Origin of the sequence: Vibrio sp. Scap24, assembly GCF_013394185.1 — a bacterium.
GTDB classification, from domain to species: Bacteria; Pseudomonadota; Gammaproteobacteria; order Enterobacterales; family Vibrionaceae; genus Vibrio; species Vibrio pomeroyi.
Window position 1 is genome coordinate 1,709,750 of the sequence record NZ_CP041332.1, and the last position, 23,203, is coordinate 1,732,952.

Here is a 23,203-nt window from a genome sequence, read left to right on the forward strand (position 1 = left end):
CGAGCAGAACTCTTTCAACTGAAGAGAATATCCAATGATTCAAATGTAAAAAGCCCTGCTATTTCTAGCAGGGCTTTTCTAATAAGTGGCGGAGTGGACGGGACTCGAACCCGCGACCCCCGGCGTGACAGGCCGGTATTCTAACCAACTGAACTACCACTCCGCAGTGGACTACTTGTCGTCGCTGACAAGTCGTTCATAATTTAAAGCCTGGCGATGTCCTACTCTCACATGGGGAAGCCCCACACTACCATCGGCGCTATTGTGTTTCACTTCTGAGTTCGGCATGGAATCAGGTGGGTCCACAATGCTATGGTCGCCAAGCAAATTTTGCTTTTACTTTCAGCTTTTTTAAAAACTGAAGGCAAAATAATCTGGAAAACTGTAATTTAAAAGTCTCTTCAAACTCATTCAAGGTCTGTCTTTGAGTCCACAAAACCCCTTGGGTGTTGTATGGTTAAGCCTCACGGGCAATTAGTACAGGTTAGCTCAATGCCTCGCAGCACTTACACACCCTGCCTATCAACGTTCTAGTCTTGAACAACCCTTAAGGACGCTTATAGCGTCAGGGAAAACTCATCTCAGGGCTCGCTTCCCGCTTAGATGCTTTCAGCGGTTATCGATTCCGAACTTAGCTACCGGGCAATGCCATTGGCATGACAACCCGAACACCAGAGGTTCGTCCACTCCGGTCCTCTCGTACTAGGAGCAGCCCCCTTCAATTTTCCAACGCCCACGGCAGATAGGGACCGAACTGTCTCACGACGTTCTAAACCCAGCTCGCGTACCACTTTAAATGGCGAACAGCCATACCCTTGGGACCGACTTCAGCCCCAGGATGTGATGAGCCGACATCGAGGTGCCAAACACCGCCGTCGATATGAACTCTTGGGCGGTATCAGCCTGTTATCCCCGGAGTACCTTTTATCCGTTGAGCGATGGCCCTTCCATTCAGAACCACCGGATCACTATGACCTGCTTTCGCACCTGCTCGAATTGTCATTCTCGCAGTCAAGCGGGCTTATGCCATTGCACTAACCACACGATGTCCAACCGTGTTTAGCCCACCTTCGTGCTCCTCCGTTACTCTTTGGGAGGAGACCGCCCCAGTCAAACTACCCACCAGGCACTGTCCGTAATCCCGATTCAGGGACCAACGTTAGAACATCAAAACTACAAGGGTGGTATTTCAAGGACGACTCCACCACATCTAGCGACGCGGTTTCAAAGTCTCCCACCTATCCTACACATGTAGGTTCAATGTTCAGTGCCAAGCTGTAGTAAAGGTTCACGGGGTCTTTCCGTCTAGCCGCGGGTACACTGCATCTTCACAGCGATTTCAATTTCACTGAGTCTCGGGTGGAGACAGCGTGGCCATCATTACGCCATTCGTGCAGGTCGGAACTTACCCGACAAGGAATTTCGCTACCTTAGGACCGTTATAGTTACGGCCGCCGTTTACCGGGGCTTCGATCAAGAGCTTCGACCGAAGTCTAACCCCATCAATTAACCTTCCGGCACCGGGCAGGCGTCACACCGTATACGTCATCTTACGATTTTGCACAGTGCTGTGTTTTTAATAAACAGTTGCAGCCACCTGGTATCTGCGACTCTCGTCTGCTCCATCCGCAAGGGACTTCACTGATAAGAGCGTACCTTCTCCCGAAGTTACGGTACCATTTTGCCTAGTTCCTTCACCCGAGTTCTCTCAAGCGCCTTGGTATTCTCTACCCGACCACCTGTGTCGGTTTGGGGTACGATTCCTTACAATCTGAAGCTTAGAGGCTTTTCCTGGAAGCATGGCATCAATGACTTCACTACCGTAGTAGCTCGACATCGTATCTCAGCGTTAAGAAAGTCCGGATTTACCTAAACTTTCCGCCTACATACTTGAACCTGGACAACCGTCGCCAGGCCCACCTAGCCTTCTCCGTCCCCCCATCGCAATTGTAAGAAGTACGGGAATATTAACCCGTTTCCCATCGACTACGCCTTTCGGCCTCGCCTTAGGAGTCGACTTACCCTGCCCCGATTAACGTTGGACAGGAACCCTTGGTCTTCCGGCGAGGGAGTTTTTCACTCCCTTTATCGTTACTCATGTCAGCATTCGCACTTCTGATACCTCCAGCAGCCCTTACAGACCACCTTCAACGGCTTACAGAACGCTCCCCTACCCCACATACCCTAAGGTACGTAGCCGCAGCTTCGGTGTATAGCTTAGCCCCGTTACATCTTCCGCGCAGGCCGACTCGACCAGTGAGCTATTACGCTTTCTTTAAATGATGGCTGCTTCTAAGCCAACATCCTGGCTGTCTGAGCCTTCCCACATCGTTTCCCACTTAGCTATACTTTGGGACCTTAGCTGGCGGTCTGGGTTGTTTCCCTCTCCACGACGGACGTTAGCACCCGCCGTGTGTCTCCCGGATAGTACTTACTGGTATTCGGAGTTTGCAAAGGGTTGGTAAGTCGGGATGACCCCCTAGCCTTAACAGTGCTCTACCCCCAGTAGTATTCGTCCGAGGCGCTACCTAAATAGCTTTCGGGGAGAACCAGCTATCTCCAGGTTTGATTGGCCTTTCACCCCTAGCCACAAGTCATCCGCTAATTTTTCAACATTAGTCGGTTCGGTCCTCCAGTTGATGTTACTCAACCTTCAACCTGCCCATGGCTAGATCACCTGGTTTCGGGTCTAATCCTAGCAACTGTACGCCCAGTTAAGACTCGGTTTCCCTACGGCTCCCCTAAACGGTTAACCTTGCTACTAAAATTAAGTCGCTGACCCATTATACAAAAGGTACGCAGTCACACCACGAAGGTGCTCCTACTGCTTGTACGTACACGGTTTCAGGTTCTATTTCACTCCCCTCACAGGGGTTCTTTTCGCCTTTCCCTCACGGTACTGGTTCACTATCGGTCAGTCAGTAGTATTTAGCCTTGGAGGATGGTCCCCCCATATTCAGACAGGATATCACGTGTCCCGCCCTACTCGTTTTCACTGATGATGAGATGTCGATTACGGGGCTATCACCCTTTACTGCGGCACTTTCCAGAGCCTTCATCTGTCTCATTAAAAGCTTAAGGGCTAATCCAATTTCGCTCGCCGCTACTTTCGGAATCTCGGTTGATTTCTCTTCCTCGGGGTACTTAGATGTTTCAGTTCCCCCGGTTTGCCTCCTGTTGCTATGTATTCACAACAGGATACTTACTTATGTAAGTGGGTTTCCCCATTCAGGAATCCCAGACTCAAAGGTTATTACTACCTAATCTGGGCTTATCGCAAGTTATTACGCCTTTCATCGCCTCTGACTGCCAAGGCATCCACCGTGTACGCTTAGTCACTTAACCATACAACCCGAAAGGGTCTTAGTGTATGGCAACTAACCAAGGTTTTTGGTTGTCATTAAGAAGGGTTAATTCTTAATGACTGTTTGCCGGACTCAATGTGATTCAAACAAGTTTGAATCGAATACAAGACACTTGAATGTGTTTGTTGTGTTTACCTTAAAGGTAAACATTGAGAACTTTTAAATTTGATTGAATTACTCGTAAGTAATCAATCAGTCAGCTTTCCAAATTGTTAAAGAGCTTGATTTCTTTCGAAACCATTTTTAAAGATTCTTAGGGAAAAACCCTTAAAGATGGTGGAGCTATGCGGGATCGAACCGCAGACCTCCTGCGTGCAAGGCAGGCGCTCTCCCAGCTGAGCTATAGCCCCATCTAGGTCGATATTGGTGGGTCTGAGTGGACTTGAACCACCGACCTCCCGCTTATCAGGCGAGCGCTCTAACCAGCTGAGCTACAGACCCAATATCGTCTCTTAACTTTTCTAAACCTAATCAATCTGTGTGGACACTTATCGTGAGTATCTTCGTATAAGGAGGTGATCCAGCCCCAGGTTCCCCTAGGGCTACCTTGTTACGACTTCACCCCAGTCATGAACCACAAAGTGGTGAGCGTCCTCCCCGAAAGGTTAAACTACCCACTTCTTTTGCAGCCCACTCCCATGGTGTGACGGGCGGTGTGTACAAGGCCCGGGAACGTATTCACCGTAGCATTCTGATCTACGATTACTAGCGATTCCGACTTCATGGAGTCGAGTTGCAGACTCCAATCCGGACTACGACGCACTTTTTGGGATTCGCTCACTATCGCTAGCTTGCTGCCCTCTGTATGCGCCATTGTAGCACGTGTGTAGCCCTACTCGTAAGGGCCATGATGACTTGACGTCGTCCCCACCTTCCTCCGGTTTATCACCGGCAGTCTCCCTGGAGTTCCCGACATTACTCGCTGGCAAACAAGGATAAGGGTTGCGCTCGTTGCGGGACTTAACCCAACATTTCACAACACGAGCTGACGACAGCCATGCAGCACCTGTCTCAGAGCTCCCGAAGGCACACCTGCGTCTCCGCTGGCTTCTCTGGATGTCAAGAGTAGGTAAGGTTCTTCGCGTTGCATCGAATTAAACCACATGCTCCACCGCTTGTGCGGGCCCCCGTCAATTCATTTGAGTTTTAATCTTGCGACCGTACTCCCCAGGCGGTCTACTTAACGCGTTAGCTCCGAAAGCCACGGCTCAAGGCCACAACCTCCAAGTAGACATCGTTTACGGCGTGGACTACCAGGGTATCTAATCCTGTTTGCTCCCCACGCTTTCGCATCTGAGTGTCAGTATCTGTCCAGGGGGCCGCCTTCGCCACTGGTATTCCTTCAGATCTCTACGCATTTCACCGCTACACCTGAAATTCTACCCCCCTCTACAGTACTCTAGTTCACCAGTTTCAAATGCAGTTCCGAGGTTGAGCCCCGGGCTTTCACATCTGACTTAATGAACCACCTGCATGCGCTTTACGCCCAGTAATTCCGATTAACGCTCGCACCCTCCGTATTACCGCGGCTGCTGGCACGGAGTTAGCCGGTGCTTCTTCTGTTGCTAACGTCAAGAGATAGCGCTATTAACACTACCCCCTTCCTCACAACTGAAAGTACTTTACAACCCGAAGGCCTTCTTCATACACGCGGCATGGCTGCATCAGGCTTTCGCCCATTGTGCAATATTCCCCACTGCTGCCTCCCGTAGGAGTCTGGACCGTGTCTCAGTTCCAGTGTGGCTGATCATCCTCTCAGACCAGCTAGGGATCGTCGCCTTGGTGAGCCATTACCTCACCAACTAGCTAATCCCACCTAGGCATATCTTGACGCGAGAGGCCCGAAGGTCCCCCTCTTTGGCCCGTAGGCATTATGCGGTATTAGCCATCGTTTCCAATGGTTATCCCCCACATCAAGGCAATTTCCTAGGCATTACTCACCCGTCCGCCGCTCGACGCCCATTAACGCACCCGAAGGATTGTTAGTGTCGTTTCCGCTCGACTTGCATGTGTTAGGCCTGCCGCCAGCGTTCAATCTGAGCCATGATCAAACTCTTCAATTTAAGATTTTGTGACTCAACGAATACTGACTTCAAAACTACTATGTAATTCTAAAGCTATTACCATTCCAACAGAATGGTAATGAATTGACTGTGCCAAATAACCCCTCTCTGTAAAGAAAGTAATTATTCGTATTGGTCACTCAGTTCATTGAAATCAATGTTGATTCCGAAGAATCTGTTTTATCTAACGATAAAACGTTTTGATATTCATCAACGAGTGCCCACACAGATTGATAGGTTTAAATTGTTAAAGAGCTTTGCTTTCAGTGCCTTAGCACTTAAGCAGGACGCGTATAATACGCTTTCCACTTTGAAAGTCAACATAAAATACTAAGAAAACTTAGAACTCTATGGTGACTTGTCTACTTAGTAGACAAAGTCGAAATTAAAGCCTGGCGATGTCCTACTCTCACATGGGGAAGCCCCACACTACCATCGGCGCTATTGTGTTTCACTTCTGAGTTCGGCATGGAATCAGGTGGGTCCACAATGCTATGGTCGCCAAGCAAATTTTGCTTTTACTTTCAGCTTTTTTTAAAAACTGAAGGCAAAATAATCTGGAAAACTGTAATTTAAAAGTCTCTTCAAACTCATTCAAGGTCTGTCTTTGAGTCCACAAAACCCCTTGGGTGTTGTATGGTTAAGCCTCACGGGCAATTAGTACAGGTTAGCTCAATGCCTCGCAGCACTTACACACCCTGCCTATCAACGTTCTAGTCTTGAACAACCCTTAAGGACGCTTATAGCGTCAGGGAAAACTCATCTCAGGGCTCGCTTCCCGCTTAGATGCTTTCAGCGGTTATCGATTCCGAACTTAGCTACCGGGCAATGCCATTGGCATGACAACCCGAACACCAGAGGTTCGTCCACTCCGGTCCTCTCGTACTAGGAGCAGCCCCCTTCAATTTTCCAACGCCCACGGCAGATAGGGACCGAACTGTCTCACGACGTTCTAAACCCAGCTCGCGTACCACTTTAAATGGCGAACAGCCATACCCTTGGGACCGACTTCAGCCCCAGGATGTGATGAGCCGACATCGAGGTGCCAAACACCGCCGTCGATATGAACTCTTGGGCGGTATCAGCCTGTTATCCCCGGAGTACCTTTTATCCGTTGAGCGATGGCCCTTCCATTCAGAACCACCGGATCACTATGACCTGCTTTCGCACCTGCTCGAATTGTCATTCTCGCAGTCAAGCGGGCTTATGCCATTGCACTAACCACACGATGTCCAACCGTGTTTAGCCCACCTTCGTGCTCCTCCGTTACTCTTTGGGAGGAGACCGCCCCAGTCAAACTACCCACCAGGCACTGTCCGTAATCCCGATTCAGGGACCAACGTTAGAACATCAAAACTACAAGGGTGGTATTTCAAGGACGACTCCACCACATCTAGCGACGCGGTTTCAAAGTCTCCCACCTATCCTACACATGTAGGTTCAATGTTCAGTGCCAAGCTGTAGTAAAGGTTCACGGGGTCTTTCCGTCTAGCCGCGGGTACACTGCATCTTCACAGCGATTTCAATTTCACTGAGTCTCGGGTGGAGACAGCGTGGCCATCATTACGCCATTCGTGCAGGTCGGAACTTACCCGACAAGGAATTTCGCTACCTTAGGACCGTTATAGTTACGGCCGCCGTTTACCGGGGCTTCGATCAAGAGCTTCGACCGAAGTCTAACCCCATCAATTAACCTTCCGGCACCGGGCAGGCGTCACACCGTATACGTCATCTTACGATTTTGCACAGTGCTGTGTTTTTAATAAACAGTTGCAGCCACCTGGTATCTGCGACTCTCGTCTGCTCCATCCGCAAGGGACTTCACTGATAAGAGCGTACCTTCTCCCGAAGTTACGGTACCATTTTGCCTAGTTCCTTCACCCGAGTTCTCTCAAGCGCCTTGGTATTCTCTACCCGACCACCTGTGTCGGTTTGGGGTACGATTCCTTACAATCTGAAGCTTAGAGGCTTTTCCTGGAAGCATGGCATCAATGACTTCACTACCGTAGTAGCTCGACATCGTATCTCAGCGTTATGAAAGTCCGGATTTACCTAAACTTTCCGCCTACGTACTTGAACCTGGACAACCGTCGCCAGGCCCACCTAGCCTTCTCCGTCCCCCCATCGCAATTGTAAGAAGTACGGGAATATTAACCCGTTTCCCATCGACTACGCCTTTCGGCCTCGCCTTAGGAGTCGACTTACCCTGCCCCGATTAACGTTGGACAGGAACCCTTGGTCTTCCGGCGAGGGAGTTTTTCACTCCCTTTATCGTTACTCATGTCAGCATTCGCACTTCTGATACCTCCAGCAGCCCTTACAGACCACCTTCAACGGCTTACAGAACGCTCCCCTACCCCACATACCCTAAGGTACGTAGCCGCAGCTTCGGTGTATAGCTTAGCCCCGTTACATCTTCCGCGCAGGCCGACTCGACCAGTGAGCTATTACGCTTTCTTTAAATGATGGCTGCTTCTAAGCCAACATCCTGGCTGTCTGAGCCTTCCCACATCGTTTCCCACTTAGCTATACTTTGGGACCTTAGCTGGCGGTCTGGGTTGTTTCCCTCTCCACGACGGACGTTAGCACCCGCCGTGTGTCTCCCGGATAGTACTTACTGGTATTCGGAGTTTGCAAAGGGTTGGTAAGTCGGGATGACCCCCTAGCCTTAACAGTGCTCTACCCCCAGTAGTATTCGTCCGAGGCGCTACCTAAATAGCTTTCGGGGAGAACCAGCTATCTCCAGGTTTGATTGGCCTTTCACCCCTAGCCACAAGTCATCCGCTAATTTTTCAACATTAGTCGGTTCGGTCCTCCAGTTGATGTTACTCAACCTTCAACCTGCCCATGGCTAGATCACCTGGTTTCGGGTCTAATCCTAGCAACTGTACGCCCAGTTAAGACTCGGTTTCCCTACGGCTCCCCTAAACGGTTAACCTTGCTACTAAAATTAAGTCGCTGACCCATTATACAAAAGGTACGCAGTCACACCACGAAGGTGCTCCTACTGCTTGTACGTACACGGTTTCAGGTTCTATTTCACTCCCCTCACAGGGGTTCTTTTCGCCTTTCCCTCACGGTACTGGTTCACTATCGGTCAGTCAGTAGTATTTAGCCTTGGAGGATGGTCCCCCCATATTCAGACAGGATATCACGTGTCCCGCCCTACTCGTTTTCACTGATGATGAGATGTCGATTACGGGGCTATCACCCTTTACTGCGGCACTTTCCAGAGCCTTCATCTGTCTCATTAAAAGCTTAAGGGCTAATCCAATTTCGCTCGCCGCTACTTTCGGAATCTCGGTTGATTTCTCTTCCTCGGGGTACTTAGATGTTTCAGTTCCCCCGGTTTGCCTCCTGTTGCTATGTATTCACAACAGGATACTTACTTATGTAAGTGGGTTTCCCCATTCAGGAATCCCAGACTCAAAGGTTATTACTACCTAATCTGGGCTTATCGCAAGTTATTACGCCTTTCATCGCCTCTGACTGCCAAGGCATCCACCGTGTACGCTTAGTCACTTAACCATACAACCCGAAAGGGTCTTAGTGTATGGCAACTAACCAAGGTTTTGGTTGTCATTAAGAAGGGTTAATTCTTAATGACTGTTTGCCGGACTCAATGTGATTCAAACAAGTTTGAATCGAATACAAGACACTTGAATGTGTTTGTTGTGTTTATCAAAAGATAAACATTGAGAACTTTTAAATTTGATTGAATTACTCGTAAGTAATCAATCAGTCAGCTTTCCAAATTGTTAAAGAGCATAAAGCAAAAAGCTTTAATCAATAACTTGCGTTATTAATTAAAGCTCTGGCTTTAACTAAATCTAAACCATCAATCTGTGTGGACACTTATCGTGAATATCTTCGTATAAGGAGGTGATCCAGCCCCAGGTTCCCCTAGGGCTACCTTGTTACGACTTCACCCCAGTCATGAACCACAAAGTGGTGAGCGTCCTCCCCGAAAGGTTAAACTACCCACTTCTTTTGCAGCCCACTCCCATGGTGTGACGGGCGGTGTGTACAAGGCCCGGGAACGTATTCACCGTAGCATTCTGATCTACGATTACTAGCGATTCCGACTTCATGGAGTCGAGTTGCAGACTCCAATCCGGACTACGACGCACTTTTTGGGATTCGCTCACTATCGCTAGCTTGCTGCCCTCTGTATGCGCCATTGTAGCACGTGTGTAGCCCTACTCGTAAGGGCCATGATGACTTGACGTCGTCCCCACCTTCCTCCGGTTTATCACCGGCAGTCTCCCTGGAGTTCCCGACATTACTCGCTGGCAAACAAGGATAAGGGTTGCGCTCGTTGCGGGACTTAACCCAACATTTCACAACACGAGCTGACGACAGCCATGCAGCACCTGTCTCAGAGCTCCCGAAGGCACACCTGCGTCTCCGCTGGCTTCTCTGGATGTCAAGAGTAGGTAAGGTTCTTCGCGTTGCATCGAATTAAACCACATGCTCCACCGCTTGTGCGGGCCCCCGTCAATTCATTTGAGTTTTAATCTTGCGACCGTACTCCCCAGGCGGTCTACTTAACGCGTTAGCTCCGAAAGCCACGGCTCAAGGCCACAACCTCCAAGTAGACATCGTTTACGGCGTGGACTACCAGGGTATCTAATCCTGTTTGCTCCCCACGCTTTCGCATCTGAGTGTCAGTATCTGTCCAGGGGGCCGCCTTCGCCACTGGTATTCCTTCAGATCTCTACGCATTTCACCGCTACACCTGAAATTCTACCCCCCTCTACAGTACTCTAGTTCACCAGTTTCAAATGCAGTTCCGAGGTTGAGCCCCGGGCTTTCACATCTGACTTAATGAACCACCTGCATGCGCTTTACGCCCAGTAATTCCGATTAACGCTCGCACCCTCCGTATTACCGCGGCTGCTGGCACGGAGTTAGCCGGTGCTTCTTCTGTTGCTAACGTCAAGAGATAGCGCTATTAACACTACCCCCTTCCTCACAACTGAAAGTACTTTACAACCCGAAGGCCTTCTTCATACACGCGGCATGGCTGCATCAGGCTTTCGCCCATTGTGCAATATTCCCCACTGCTGCCTCCCGTAGGAGTCTGGACCGTGTCTCAGTTCCAGTGTGGCTGATCATCCTCTCAGACCAGCTAGGGATCGTCGCCTTGGTGAGCCATTACCTCACCAACTAGCTAATCCCACCTAGGCATATCTTGACGCGAGAGGCCCGAAGGTCCCCCTCTTTGGCCCGTAGGCATTATGCGGTATTAGCCATCGTTTCCAATGGTTATCCCCCACATCAAGGCAATTTCCTAGGCATTACTCACCCGTCCGCCGCTCGACGCCCATTAACGCACCCGAAGGATTGTTAGTGTCGTTTCCGCTCGACTTGCATGTGTTAGGCCTGCCGCCAGCGTTCAATCTGAGCCATGATCAAACTCTTCAATTTAAAGTTTTGATTACCTAAATTAATAGGTGTGACTCAACGAATACTGACTTCAAAATCCATCCTCACTCGAAAGTAAGAAGTAATTCTAAAGCTATTATCTTTCCAACAGAAAGATAATGAATTGACTGTGCCAAGTCCTAAGACTTGATTGGTCACTCAGTTCATTGAAATCAATTTTGATTCCGAAGAATCTGTTTTATCTAACGATAAAACGTTTTGATATTCATCAACGAGTGCCCACACAGATTGATAGGTTTAAATTGTTAAAGAGCTTTACTTCTTGAGCGTTCCTTTTAAGTAAGGAGCCTCTCGAAGTGGACGGCCATTCTAGCGAATTAACATTCAGTGTCAAACACTTTTTGAAAATTAATTTTTGTCGCTTTCCGTCTTACTGATTCTTGCTGAAGCCTTGTGGCTTCTGCCGTCTCAGTGGGGTCGCATTATAGGGAACCCTCTCAGGTTAGCAACTACTTTTTCATAAAAAATGAATAAATAGAGGTTAACTGCCTAATAGTTCACCTAAACGTAAAAAAGAGAGCATTTCTGCTCTCTTTTTACTCAAAATCTAAGAGTATTATTAGATAAAGGCGTAAGCATCAGCGTACATATGGTCACGCTTTGCTTCTTTATTCTGAGTAAATAGGTCTCTTGCAGCACCTGCCATCTCAAAACGACCTGCAATATAGATATCGAAATCAGCCAGTGATTCGAAACTTTGCGTAATTGCTTCAAGTACATTACCAGTTTGGCCGTGCCATACTTCAGGTGCTTCTTCTACTACTGGTACAAAGTGCACATTGCTGTGCTTTTCTGCGATACCTACTAGCTCTTCTTTTGCATATAGCTGGCACTCGTCTTTTGCGCCCCAGTATAAGTGAATCTCTTTTTTGCTGTTTTGCGCGATACAGTGATCTAGGATTGAACGCACGTAGCTAAAACCAGTGCCACCAGCAATCAATAATAGAGGGCGTTCGCTTTCTTCTTTAATCCACGCATCACCGTGTGGTGCATCAATAGCGATATCGCCATCTTCAGCTTGCGCTTTTTTCATCGCCTCAACTACTTCTAATGCGTAAGCATTGTGCTCAGCGGCACCAATGTGTAACTCAAGCTCACCTTCATGGCGGCATGGGCTGCTTGCAATAGAAAATGGACGTTTATCTTTCTCGCCCATTTCAACCATCAGGTACTGACCCGCTTTAAAAACAACAGGTGTTTCTGGGTGAAGTAGGATTTGGTAAGTGTTACAAGCCAAAGGCTCGATAGACTTCACTTTACATTTAATAGTCATGTTCTTCCTCTTACTAACCCTTAATCGGCAAAGGTTAGAACTAAATTACTTTCTGCAAATGCTTGGCAAGCGAAAATCCAGCCTTGTTCCTGCTCTTTCTCTGTGAGCATGGGTTCAAGGTGGTAACTCACTTGCCCTTCTAATTTTTTGCACATACACATCGCGCATGCGCCAACTTGGCAACGGTTTGGGAAATAGATATCGCTGTTGAGCGCAGCATCCAAGACCGTTTGCCTTTTTTCCACTGTGAAACTGATGTTTTCTGGATATAAGACTACTTGGTAGCTCATGAAATTCCTAGTTGTTCCCAGATGCTATCAATCTTTTTAACGACATCCGGATCTTTTGTGATAGGAACGCCCCACTCGCGAAGACATTCGCCTTCCCATTTATTAGTCGCATCTAGTCCCATTTTGGAGTGTCCCGTTTCGTTCTGCAGGAACAATGTATCTCTGGCCGGATCCATTCTTGTCGTTACCGCCCAAATGATGTCATTCCAGTCACTCACGTTGACATCGCCATCACACACGATAACAAACTTGTTCTCATCAAATTGAGACCAAACCGCTTCCATGATTTTCTTACCATTACCTGCAGCTTGCTTATCAATAGACACCACAACCATGCTGGCGTTATCGTTCTGCAGATGAATATCAATAATTTCAGGGTGAGCCTTGGTTAACTCAGCCAGGCTGCATTCAATATGTTCACTACTTACAGGCGCAGATTCAACGTCTGGCGATAGTGCTAACTCCGCATCCCACTTCTTGGTGATGTCTAAACCCATCTTAGAGCCCAGTCCAACCACTGGTGATGCAAAATCTAACGAATCGATAGGTGTGTTCTCTATCATCAAGCTATCACGAGACGGATCCATGTGTTCACACATCGCAGCGGTTACTTGAGACCAATCACGTGCGTTCACATCCTCATCGCACACTAATACAAATTTGGTGTACATGAATTGACGCAAGAAAGACCATACACCCATCATCACACGCTTAGCGTGACCTGGGTATTGCTTCTTCATTGTCACTACCGCCATTCGGTACGAACAGCCCTCTGGTGGCAGGTAGAAGTCTTCTATCTCTGGGAACTGCTTTTGAAGGATAGGAACAAACACTTCATTTAATGCAACACCCAATACCGCAGGTTCATCAGGCGGGCGGCCAGTGTAAGTGCTGTGATAGATAGGGTTCTCGCGCATGGTTACATGAGTAATCGTAAATACGTGGTGCTTTTCTTTCTCGTTGTAGTAACCCGTATGGTCTCCGTATGGGCCTTCATCGGCGAACTCATTCGGGTCGATGTAGCCTTCCATTACGATTTCCGCACTTGCTGGTACTTCTAGGTCATTACTGATTGATTTAACGACCTCAGTTTTACTACCACGTAGTAAGCCTGCAAACGCGTATTCAGATAAGGTATCTGGTACAGGTGTCACCGCGCCAAGAATGGTGGCAGGGTCTGCGCCAAACGCAACAGATACTGGGAAAGGTTTACCAGGGTTGGTTTCCATCCAGTCGCGCAGATCAAGCGCTCCACCGCGGTGAGCTAACCAACGCATGATGATTTTGTTCTTACCGATCTTTTGCTGACGATAGATGCCTAAGTTTTGGCGTTTTTTGTTTGGACCACGAGTAACAGTTAAACCCCATGTTAGCAATGGTGCGACATCGTCGGCCCAACAGCTCATCACCGGAATTTTATCTAGGTCGACGTCATCACCTTGCCACACCACTTGTTGGCAAGCAGCTTTACGAAGGCGTTTAGCTGGCATGTTTAAGACTTGCTTAAACACTGGCAGTTTATCGATAGCGTCTTTAAAGCCTTTTGGTGGCTCAGGCTCTTTTAGATAAGCAAGCAGCTTACCCACTTCACGTAGCTCTTTTACATCCTGACGTCCCATACCAATGGCAACACGGTTAGGTGTACCAAATAGGTTGGTCAAAACAGGCATGTCATAGCCTACTGGTTTTTCAAACAATAGAGCCGGGCCACCAGCACGTAGAGTACGGTCGCTAATCTCGGTCATTTCATAGTCTGGGTCGACTGGGTGAGAGATGCGTTTCAACTGACCAATACTTTCAAGATGGTCGATAAAATCACGTAAATCTTTAAAACTCATAGGACTTCTACATGCTGATTATTCTGCGCTCAGTATATCAAAAAGGGTGACACTGAGATCCCCCTTTTTAATGTGGTTATTGAGAGCCAAAATCCACTTTACGGTAATGCTTGCTCGATCAAAGAACTCTTCACCTGAGGGTTATCATTCACGAGGTCTTGTAACCATCCAGTATGACCTTGTTTTGCTAATTCACGGGCAACCAAAGGGGCTTCATCAGCAATCGCCATTCTAGAGACCAAGAACTGCTTCACCTCATCCGATAATGGATTCACTTTGGTGAGCAAGGTAATCGCTTCATCTTTCAAGCGTGGATTTTTAGTCGCAGCCATGACCTGCTCAAGAGCGAATGCTTGCTTGGTTTCAGCAAGACGAACCAACTCAGCTTGACTGTGATAATCAGCCTTCATACGCCATAGGATCTTGTAGACCTCAGGATCTTCACTCACCTGTGCTAATCGAACCACCACCTCGGAGGACGGTAGCCAACTTACAATCGACGACGTGGTAAGTTGTTTGGTTAGGTAATCAACCGCTTCAGGCGACAAGCTGTCTAGCTCTCGGATTAGCAGCGCTTCTCGAGTCTGGACTTGGTGTTCAGAGCCAGATAACCACTCTTTCAGGTTGAGATCTTGTTTCTCCGCATCAAGAACAAATACCAATGTCTTTTGGTCTTGGCGCCACTGCTTAATGAGTCGGTTAGCAATCGAAGGGTAATTAAAGGCAGGTACCGTAAACTCATAGCCATCGCCACGCTCTAACACTTGATAAGTTGGCGTGATAGCAAGTTGCTGCTCAATGAAGATAGACATCTTGGGCGTGAGTACGATTTTTTGCTGTTCGAGCTTCTTCAAGAGTTGGTAACGAGCCACCTCTTGTTGGGGAAATGTCAGGCGCTCAAGTGCAAAGCGTAGCGAATTCACTTCGTCACGCACGACAAACTCGAGCAATTCAGCAGTTTTCAGTTTTACTTGATCATTCTCAAGCCAAGACTCTACTGTAGTTGGAGACATCTCGGTGGCATAGCTGATACCGACCGGTGAAAATAACAGTGAAGTAGACAGGAGTAATGATGACAACAGTCCATGTTGCATTTTAACTTCCTTGTAACACTTTTTGTCATTCTGCAAGCTGTCGCTACAAAATGCAAATAAAAAGCGCTACCCGAAGGCAGCGCTTTTTAATAACTATCAGCTAATCAATATTACTGACGACGCATTGCGTCAAAGAACTCATCGTTCGTTTTCGTCATTGCTAGCTTGTCGATAAGGAATTCCATTGCGTCGATTTCGCCCATTGGGTGAACAATCTTACGCAGGATCCACATCTTCTGTAGTTCATCGTTCTTCGTAAGAAGCTCTTCACGACGAGTACCAGAGCGGTTGAAATCAATCGCAGGGAATACGCGTTTTTCAGCAATCTTACGGTTAAGGTGCAGTTCCATGTTACCTGTACCTTTAAATTCTTCGTAGATAACTTCATCCATCTTAGAACCAGTATCAACCAGTGCTGTAGCGATGATAGTTAAGCTACCGCCTTCTTCTACGTTACGTGCCGCACCGAAGAAACGCTTAGGACGGTGAAGTGCGTTAGCGTCTACACCACCAGTAAGAACTTTACCTGATGAAGGAATCACAGTGTTGTAAGCACGAGCTAGACGAGTAATAGAATCCAGAAGGATAACTACGTCTTTCTTGTGTTCAACAAGGCGTTTCGCTTTCTCGATAACCATTTCTGCTACTTGTACGTGGCGAGATGCTGGCTCATCGAATGTTGAAGCAACTACTTCACCTTTAACTAGGCGCTGCATTTCTGTTACTTCTTCTGGACGCTCATCGATCAGAAGAACCATCAATTCACATTCAGGGTGATTGTGAGCGATGCTCTGAGCGATGTTCTGTAGAAGCATTGTTTTACCCGCTTTTGGCGGAGCAACAATCAGACCACGCTGACCTTTACCAATTGGAGACGCAAGGTCAAGAATACGAGCCGTAATATCTTCAGTCGCACCGTTACCACGTTCCATCACCATACGTTCGTTGGCGTGAAGAGGAGTAAGGTTTTCGAAAAGAATCTTGTTACGAGCGTTGTCTGGCTTATCGTAGTTAACAGTGTTTACTTTTAGCAGTGCAAAGTAACGTTCACCGTCTTTAGGTGGACGAATCTTACCGCCAATTGAATCACCAGTACGTAAGTTAAAACGACGAATTTGGCTTGGAGATACGTAGATATCATCAGGGCCAGCCAGGTATGAACTGTCGGCACTACGTAGGAAACCAAAACCGTCTTGAAGAATTTCTAGAACACCATCACCAAAGATGTCTTCACCACTTTTTGCATGTGCTTTAAGGATGGAGAAGATAATGTCTTGTTTTCTTAGGCGAGCTTGATTCTCAAGACCTAAGCTTTCGCTAAGTTTAACAAGCTCAGACACAGGTCTGTTCTTCAGTTCAGTAAGATTCATAGTGGTGGAAGTTTGTTTAGTCAAAATAGGATCTGTTTTCTTAAGTTAAGAAGGAGTTGGTCACAGGATCGACCAAGAAGAGAAATTCGTTCAATTAACGTGCGATAAATTAGCACTAAAACTAAGACTAGTCCATAGCTTAGAAAAAACAAAACCGCGCATTTGTTAACTGCACGGTTTCTTTTCAAATGCTGACCTGATTAAAGGTTAGCGTCTAAGAACTCTTTAAGTTGAGTTTTAGATAATGCACCAACTTTAGTCGCTGCTACGCCGCCATCTTTGAAAAGAAGAAGCGTTGGAATGCCGCGAATACCAAACTTTGGTGGTGTTCCAGCATTTTGGTCGATATTAAGTTTACCGATAGTGAGCTTGCCTTCGTACTCGTCTGCGATTTCATCAAGAATCGGAGCAATCATCTTACAAGGACCACACCATTCAGCCCAAAAATCAACAAGAACCGGGCCTGCAGCATTGATTACATCGTTATCAAAACCGTCATCAGTTAGCTGCAAAATCTTATCACTCATCTTCCACTCCAATGTATTTTTTAGAACTGGTTGGATGATAACCAGTAAATAGATGCCCTATTGGAATGTATTTACTTTCGTATTGCAAGCTTAAGCTGATATTCTATAGCAATGAAAAAGACGCATATCACAGAGCAAAAGTTCGCCGACTTGGATTTACTTCCGCAAGTCATTGAAGGATTGGAGAAAAAAGGGTTCGATTATTGTACCCCGATCCAAGCCTTGGCGCTCCCGGTACTGCTCACCGGCCAAGACATTGCAGGCCAGGCCCAAACGGGTACTGGTAAAACGCTTGCGTTTCTTACTGCTACTTTCAACCACCTGCTAAAAACACCTGAGCATGAAGGGCGTAAGCCTAACCAGCCACGTGCGATTATTATGGCACCAACGCGTGAACTCGCGATTCAGATCTACAACGATGCTGATTCTCTAGTTGCAAGCACAGGTATCAAAGCAGCATTAGCTTACGGTGGCGAAAGCTACGACAAGCAGCTAGGTAAAATCGAAGAAGGCGCAGATATCTTAATTGGTACTACTGGCCGTATCATCGACTTCTACAAGCAGAAGGTATTTAACCTTAACCACATTCAAGCTGTTGTTCTTGACGAAGCTGATCGCATGTTCGATCTTGGTTTCATCAAAGATATCCGCTTCTTGTTCCGCCGTATGCCTGAGCCAAAAGATCGCCTGAACATGCTGTTCTCTGCGACGCTTTCTTACCGCGTACAAGAGCTAGCGTTCGAACATATGCACAACCCAGAGCATGTTGTTGTTGAACCAGAGCGTAAAACAGGTCACCGCATCAAAGAAGAGCTGTTCTACCCTTCAAACGAACACAAAATGGCACTACTGCAGACGCTAGTTGAAGAAGAATGGCCAGAGCGCGCTATCATCTTCGCTAACACTAAGCACAAGTGTGAGTCTGTTTGGGGTCACCTAGCAGCAGATGGTCACCGTGTTGGCCTACTAACTGGCGATGTTCCTCAGAAGAAACGTGAAAAAATTCTTGAGCAATTCACTAAAGGTGATGTTGATCTACTTGTGGCAACCGACGTTGCAGCACGTGGCCTACACATTCCTCAAGTAACACACGTATTCAACTTCGACCTACCAGACGATTGTGAAGATTACGTTCACCGTATCGGCCGTACAGGTCGTGCTGGCGCAAGTGGTCACTCGATCAGCTTTGCTTGTGAAGATTACGCAATCAACTTGCCGCCAATCGAAGAATACATTGAGCACGCTATCCCAGTGTCTGACTACGACTCTTCTGCACTGCTAGAAGATCTACCAGCACCATTGCGCTTACGCACACGTAACCCGCAACAGCGCCGTTCAAACAACAATGGCCCACGCAACGGTAACCGTAAACCAAACCAGAACCGTCGCCCACGCCAACCGCGTCATAACAAGGAAGCTTAGTCGCTTATGAGTCAAACAGTGTCACCACCGCTTTACGCTGCAATCGACCTCGGGTCGAACAGTTTTCATATGCTCGTTGTGCGTCATATCGATGGCAGCGTACAAACCATGGCTAAAATTAAGCGCAAAGTGCGTTTAGCTGCAGGCTTAGATGAAAATAATGCGCTTAGTACTGAAGCCATGCAGCGCGGTTGGGACTGTTTGAGTCTCTTTGCAGAGCGACTGCAAGATATTCCAAAAGAAAATATCCGCATTGTCGGTACAGCGACCCTACGTACTGCTATCAATGTGGATATATTTCTCGAGAAAGCGAACCAGATCCTTGGTTACAACATCAATGTTATCTCTGGTGAAGAAGAAGCTGCGACTATCTATAAAGGCGTGGCACATACTTCTGGTGGCAGCGGCCGCCGACTGGTCGTGGATATTGGTGGCGCAAGTACCGAGATGATCATCGGTGAAGGCTTCTCAGCGAAAGCACTGACCAGCTTAAAAATGGGCTGTGTGACTTGGCTTGAACGCCACTTTAAAGATCGTCAATTAACCGCAACCAACTTTAACAACGCCATTGAAGCGGCGAAGTCGACGTTGGCTCCTATTCTAGATAGCTACACCGATATCGGATGGGATGTGTGTGTTGGTGCCAGTGGTACCGTTCAAGCACTGCAAGAAATCATGTTGGCGCAAGGCATGGATGAGGTTATTACTCATGCCAAACTTAAGCGCCTACAGAAACAAGCGATGATTACTGAACGCTTAGAAGAGCTAGAAATAGAAGGATTAACCCTTGAACGCGCTTTAGTGTTCCCAAGTGGTCTTTCTATTCTTATTGCGATTTTTGAGCTGCTTGAAATCGATTCAATGACACTCGCAGGCGGCGCACTCCGTGAAGGTCTAGCCTACGAGATGGTTGATGAGCTACGCCAAGACGATATCCGTGCACGTACCATCAAGAGCGTACAATCACGCTACCAAATGGACGTAAGCTACGGTGAACAAGTGGCTGTCGTGGCACAAACTCTGCTAGATCAAGCAGGCGGAGAAGCTTGGGTTTCAGAACCTCAAGCAAGTGTTTTATTACAAACCGCAACCAAACTTCACGAAATTGGTTTAACCATCGATTTCAAAAAAGGCGGCGAACACAGCGCTTACCTGCTACAGAATTTAGATCTGCCAGGTTTTACCCGAGCACAGAAATACTACTTGGGTGAATTAACACGTCGTTACCGTGAGCAATTAACCTCATTGCCAGAGCAACATGCTATCTCAGGCACCAGCAGTAAGCGTATTTTACGCATTCTGCGTTTGGCTATTTTGCTAACCCACCGTCGTAACCCAACGCTAGAACCTGAGTTCAAGCTAACAACGGATGGTAACAACCTGACCTTAACGCTTTCTAAGCAATGGCTAGCAGACAACCCGCTGACCGCTGCAGAGCTAGAGATCGAGTCGAACAGACAAACCGACATCGGCTGGCCTCTTGTTATTGCCGAGCAATAACACACAGATAAAGCCACTCGTTACTAAGTTAAAGTCGCCAACGTAATACCAAAAAGCTCTCTGTATTGAGGGCTTTTTTAGGCCTATCGAAAACCACAATCCGCTGTATCTTTCGCATCAAACCCTCAATCCATCACACACATCTGATAATCCACTAGATAATTACAACAAATTCATTACATTATGTAATAGAGTTAATATTGTAGATCGAAATTACAAGGGCTCTGTTTGGATGCAGGAGAAAGGGATGTTGGAGAAAAATTCGTGTTTTAGTGTGGATGAGTGGCTGTTCATACCTAATGAAGGACAGATTCTCTTTGCCAACAAAACAGTGACCATTGATAAGCGCTTAACCAAGCTCTTGGAATTTCTGTGCCTTAACCCTGGGCAGACCCATACTCGTGACGAGCTCATCGACCACGTGTGGAGCGGTATGATCCTCACCGACCAAGTGGTAACCCAAGCCGTCTTTGAGCTGCGTAAAGTCCTCAAGCAAAATTCAGAACAACACAGCAGCTACATCATTACTGTACCCAAGCGTGGTTATAAGTTCGAAGCCGATGTTATCCAAAGCAAGATCGAAACTGAACAAACGACAGAGCCAGAGCCTGTAGCGACAGAAAACACCACGCAGCCTTCACCATCGACGGCTACAGCGCATCCCGAAGAACAAACGAAAGACACGGAACCCAGTAAAAGAAACCTGATGATTGGTTTGTTGCTTGGTGCGATTGTCGTTTTAGAGTCCGGCTATATCCTCTACTCAGCCACCAGCAGTACTAACAACAAAGAAGCAGCCCCGACAACACAACTCAGACACTATGAGTTTCGCTATGTAGTGCTCGATATCAGTGATGATGTCAGAGCCGATCCGGTTCTCTACGGCACCGTCACCAAGTTTATTGAATACGTGAGTGCTTACAGTGGCATTCGTATCGTACACAGTGAGCCATTACAGAAAATTGCCGCGATCAAACTCACCTTTGGTACCAGTCCAAGTCGAGATGGCAAACACACGCGACTCACGATGCGTTATCACAACAACATCTCTGATCGATCGCACCTCAACCGTCGTTACCCTACAGAGCTACCAGAACTTCATCACACGCTGTATCGCATGGTCGATGACGTCTTAGATTCTCTGTACATCAAAGTACCCAAAGAAGAGCTCACAGAAAGTATTAGCCAGCTACCTACAGAAGACGAAGCGCTCAAGTACACACTCAGCGGTTTAGGTGTTTTGTATAACCGTGCAGAACTGCCAATGGTGATGGATTACTTTGAAAAAGCGCAGGAATTAGATCCGAGCAATGACTTTGTGTTCGTGGCGAACTACATCGGCAAGATAATGAATACCTTTTACGCTTCATCAGGCAGTAAAAAGCAAGCGATTGCCAAACTGAACCAAGATGCGAAGCCAAGGCTAGAGCGATTATTGGCTGAAGGGAAATTGGCACGCGCCTATGATGCCAACGCCATCATCGCCCTTTCTGAGGATGACCCAGAAAAAGCGATGAAGATCTTATTGTCGATGCCACCACAAAACCAATCGATACTGACCTATTTGTTACTCGCGAAGGCGGAAGAGTCTCGTGGCAATGCCAGTGCAGCGAAAGAGCTCTACATCAAAGCGACGCAAGGCAACTCTTCGCTTAAAGCAATACAACTCGCCTCACCTCTCTTCTTCGACAGTAATCTCGAACCTCTGCTTAAAGAGTTAGAGTGATAACTATCGTTAGACAAGGTTAAGCTTAATATTTAGCAGCAGAACATCATTGGAGCATATCACCAGATAGTGCGTTGCTGTTTTTCAGTTGGTTGTCTGGTGCTTGTTCATGTTCATGTTCAGAAGACTGTTTGTCTTTTGTTAGCTGCCTATCTAACAGGATATGGCAGATTTCGAGTGTTAATCCAAACGCTAATGCAACGTACAAATAGCTTTTGTCCACATGTAACCCATACCCTTCTACAACCAATAATCCACCAAGCAAAATCAGGAATAACAGCGCCAACAACTTCAAGCCCGGGTAAGCGGTAATGGTTATCTGAATCTTCTCCGCCACCGCCAACATGATGATCGCAGAGATAACGATAGCAGCGATAATGATTTCAACGTTATGTACCAGTGCAACCGCAGTAATCACTGAGTCAAACGAGAACACCGCATCAATCGCAATAATCTGCAACACGATCATGGTGACACTATTCTCGAGTGCGCTTTTCTTCTTCTCTTTCGCCAGTAGCCAACCCAACAGCTCCTTAAAGCTCTTAACTAAAAGGAAGGCTCCCCCAACAATCAAGATTAAGTCCTTGCCCGATAATCCTCGGTCAAACACCGTGACAAAAGGTTCAGTGAGCGACATTAGCCAAGTGACAGAAAACACTAAGCCAATACGAGTTAACACCGCTAATCCAATACCAAGATTACGAATGCGACTTCTGAGCCTGACAGGCAGCTTCTCGACCAAGATGGAGATAAAGATAATGTTGTCGACACCGAGAATAACTTCGAGCAGCAAGAGCATGCTAAATGACGCGAGATAATCAACGTACATAACAGCCTCTTCTTCGGGTTATTTTCAACCAAGCCAAAGAAGCTAAAGGTTCAACCATTAGCCAAAGCATCATTAATTGGACAATAAATAGAGTCATCATGGTTATGACGGCTCCACGTTATTGCGCGCACCTAAAATGCCGTCTAAATAGCCCTGTTTTCTTAGCTTCATAAAGCAGAAGACAGCCAATTTTAAAGTAATCAGTATCATCAGAAATCTAACTCAGTAGTGAATGGCCGGCCATTCTACGAACTGGTCAAATAGCTTCATCATCAAAGCGTTACCTATAGATAAAGACGATATAACAAGAATATAAAGTCATTTATATCAGTAAGTTACAATTATCAACTGGCAGGTAAGGTGCTACTTTAGCAATCAGAGACTGGAGAAATAGGAAGGACAATAAAACGATAATGGTTTAATGATGTATTGAAAGCAGCGCGCCATAATAATGCAGC

10 protein-coding genes, 3 tRNA genes and 6 rRNA genes are annotated in these 23,203 nt (G+C 47.1%); 3 read left to right on the forward strand and 16 right to left on the reverse strand.

Annotated elements, in window-relative coordinates; genetic code table 11:
• Positions 1 to 86: 86 nt before the first annotated feature.
• The 15 genes from FLM53_RS07470 to trxA all read right to left on the reverse strand — a co-directional run bounded on the left by FLM53_RS07470 (position 87) and on the right by trxA (position 17,268).
• Positions 87 to 163: transfer RNA gene (locus FLM53_RS07470), tRNA-Asp, on the reverse strand.
• 45 nt (positions 164 to 208) lie between these two features.
• A 5S ribosomal RNA gene (rrf, locus tag FLM53_RS07475) occupies positions 209 to 324 on the reverse strand.
• Positions 325 to 453: 129 nt separating this feature from the next.
• Positions 454 to 3,345: ribosomal RNA gene (locus tag FLM53_RS07480) — 23S ribosomal RNA — on the reverse strand.
• Positions 3,346 to 3,639: 294 nt separating this feature from the next.
• Positions 3,640 to 3,715 (reverse strand) — tRNA-Ala (locus FLM53_RS07485).
• 14 nt (positions 3,716 to 3,729) lie between these two features.
• A tRNA-Ile gene (locus FLM53_RS07490) sits at positions 3,730 to 3,806 on the reverse strand.
• Between the two features lie 67 nt (positions 3,807 to 3,873).
• Positions 3,874 to 5,428 (reverse strand): 16S ribosomal RNA (locus FLM53_RS07495).
• 390 nt (positions 5,429 to 5,818) lie between these two features.
• Positions 5,819 to 5,934: ribosomal RNA gene (gene rrf / locus FLM53_RS07500) — 5S ribosomal RNA — on the reverse strand.
• Between the two features lie 130 nt (positions 5,935 to 6,064).
• Positions 6,065 to 8,956: ribosomal RNA gene (locus FLM53_RS07505) — 23S ribosomal RNA — on the reverse strand.
• Positions 8,957 to 9,303: 347 nt separating this feature from the next.
• Positions 9,304 to 10,858 (reverse strand): 16S ribosomal RNA (locus tag FLM53_RS07510).
• Together the 16S, 23S and 5S rRNA genes with 3 tRNA genes alongside form the textbook arrangement of a ribosomal RNA operon.
• A gap of 577 nt (positions 10,859 to 11,435) precedes the next feature.
• Positions 11,436 to 12,149 carry an NAD(P)H-flavin reductase gene (gene fre / locus FLM53_RS07515; RefSeq protein ID WP_176680606.1) on the reverse strand — a complete coding sequence of 238 codons (714 nt, stop codon included), beginning with the start codon at positions 12,147 to 12,149 and terminating at the stop codon, positions 11,436 to 11,438.
• 20 nt (positions 12,150 to 12,169) lie between these two features.
• On the reverse strand, positions 12,170 to 12,439 hold the full coding sequence (locus FLM53_RS07520) for a 2Fe-2S iron-sulfur cluster-binding protein (RefSeq protein ID WP_176680607.1): 270 nt from the start codon (positions 12,437 to 12,439) through the stop codon (positions 12,170 to 12,172).
• Positions 12,436 to 14,277, reverse strand: coding sequence for a 4-hydroxy-3-polyprenylbenzoate decarboxylase (ubiD, locus tag FLM53_RS07525; RefSeq protein WP_176680608.1), 1,842 nt, complete (start codon positions 14,275 to 14,277; stop codon positions 12,436 to 12,438). The genes FLM53_RS07520 and ubiD overlap by 4 nt, the downstream gene beginning before the upstream one ends.
• Before the next feature lie 98 nt (positions 14,278 to 14,375).
• The gene (locus FLM53_RS07530; protein WP_176680609.1) at positions 14,376 to 15,371 is read right to left on the reverse strand and encodes a hypothetical protein; all 996 of its coding nucleotides are present in this window, start codon (positions 15,369 to 15,371) and stop codon (positions 14,376 to 14,378) included.
• Between the two features lie 110 nt (positions 15,372 to 15,481).
• Positions 15,482 to 16,741 carry a transcription termination factor Rho gene (gene rho, locus FLM53_RS07535; protein ID WP_017631298.1) on the reverse strand — a complete coding sequence of 420 codons (1,260 nt, stop codon included), beginning with the start codon at positions 16,739 to 16,741 and terminating at the stop codon, positions 15,482 to 15,484.
• A 200-nt stretch (positions 16,742 to 16,941) separates the two neighbouring features.
• Positions 16,942 to 17,268, reverse strand: a complete 327-nt coding sequence (gene trxA, locus FLM53_RS07540) for a thioredoxin TrxA (RefSeq protein ID WP_010440700.1) — start codon at positions 17,266 to 17,268, stop codon at positions 16,942 to 16,944.
• Between the two features lie 111 nt (positions 17,269 to 17,379).
• On the opposite strand from trxA, the gene rhlB reads away from it, so the two are divergent.
• From rhlB to FLM53_RS07555, 3 genes are all read left to right on the forward strand, one after another.
• Positions 17,380 to 18,690, forward strand: coding sequence for an ATP-dependent RNA helicase RhlB (rhlB, locus tag FLM53_RS07545; protein ID WP_017631297.1), 1,311 nt, complete (start codon positions 17,380 to 17,382; stop codon positions 18,688 to 18,690).
• Between the two features lie 6 nt (positions 18,691 to 18,696).
• Complete coding sequence (gppA, locus tag FLM53_RS07550) at positions 18,697 to 20,190, forward strand: guanosine-5'-triphosphate,3'-diphosphate diphosphatase (RefSeq protein ID WP_176680610.1); 1,494 nt, start codon at positions 18,697 to 18,699, stop codon at positions 20,188 to 20,190.
• Positions 20,191 to 20,437: 247 nt separating this feature from the next.
• Positions 20,438 to 21,916: a winged helix-turn-helix domain-containing protein gene (locus FLM53_RS07555; RefSeq protein ID WP_176680611.1), complete on the forward strand. Its 1,479-nt coding sequence runs from the start codon at positions 20,438 to 20,440 to the stop codon at positions 21,914 to 21,916.
• 46 nt (positions 21,917 to 21,962) lie between these two features.
• On the opposite strand, the gene FLM53_RS07560 is transcribed toward FLM53_RS07555, so the two are convergent.
• Positions 21,963 to 22,745, reverse strand: coding sequence for a TerC family protein (locus FLM53_RS07560; RefSeq protein ID WP_176680612.1), 783 nt, complete (start codon positions 22,743 to 22,745; stop codon positions 21,963 to 21,965).
• Positions 22,746 to 23,203 lie beyond the last annotated feature (458 nt).

What these genes read in the sequence shown, in the direction of transcription:
- fre (WP_176680606.1), bottom strand. Translation starts at nt 12,149, where the DNA reads ATGACTATTAAATGTAAAGTGAAGTCTATCGAGCCTTTGGCTTGTAAC.
- FLM53_RS07520 (WP_176680607.1), bottom strand. Translation starts at nt 12,439, where the DNA reads ATGAGCTACCAAGTAGTCTTATATCCAGAAAACATCAGTTTCACAGTG.
- ubiD (WP_176680608.1), bottom strand. Translation starts at nt 14,277, where the DNA reads ATGAGTTTTAAAGATTTACGTGATTTTATCGACCATCTTGAAAGTATT.
- FLM53_RS07530 (WP_176680609.1), bottom strand. Translation starts at nt 15,371, where the DNA reads ATGCAACATGGACTGTTGTCATCATTACTCCTGTCTACTTCACTGTTA.
- rho (WP_017631298.1), bottom strand. Translation starts at nt 16,741, where the DNA reads ATGAATCTTACTGAACTGAAGAACAGACCTGTGTCTGAGCTTGTTAAA.
- trxA (WP_010440700.1), bottom strand. Translation starts at nt 17,268, where the DNA reads ATGAGTGATAAGATTTTGCAGCTAACTGATGACGGTTTTGATAACGAT.
- rhlB (WP_017631297.1), top strand. Translation starts at nt 17,380, where the DNA reads ATGAAAAAGACGCATATCACAGAGCAAAAGTTCGCCGACTTGGATTTA.
- gppA (WP_176680610.1), top strand. Translation starts at nt 18,697, where the DNA reads ATGAGTCAAACAGTGTCACCACCGCTTTACGCTGCAATCGACCTCGGG.
- FLM53_RS07555 (WP_176680611.1), top strand. Translation starts at nt 20,438, where the DNA reads ATGTTGGAGAAAAATTCGTGTTTTAGTGTGGATGAGTGGCTGTTCATA.
- FLM53_RS07560 (WP_176680612.1), bottom strand. Translation starts at nt 22,745, where the DNA reads ATGTACGTTGATTATCTCGCGTCATTTAGCATGCTCTTGCTGCTCGAA.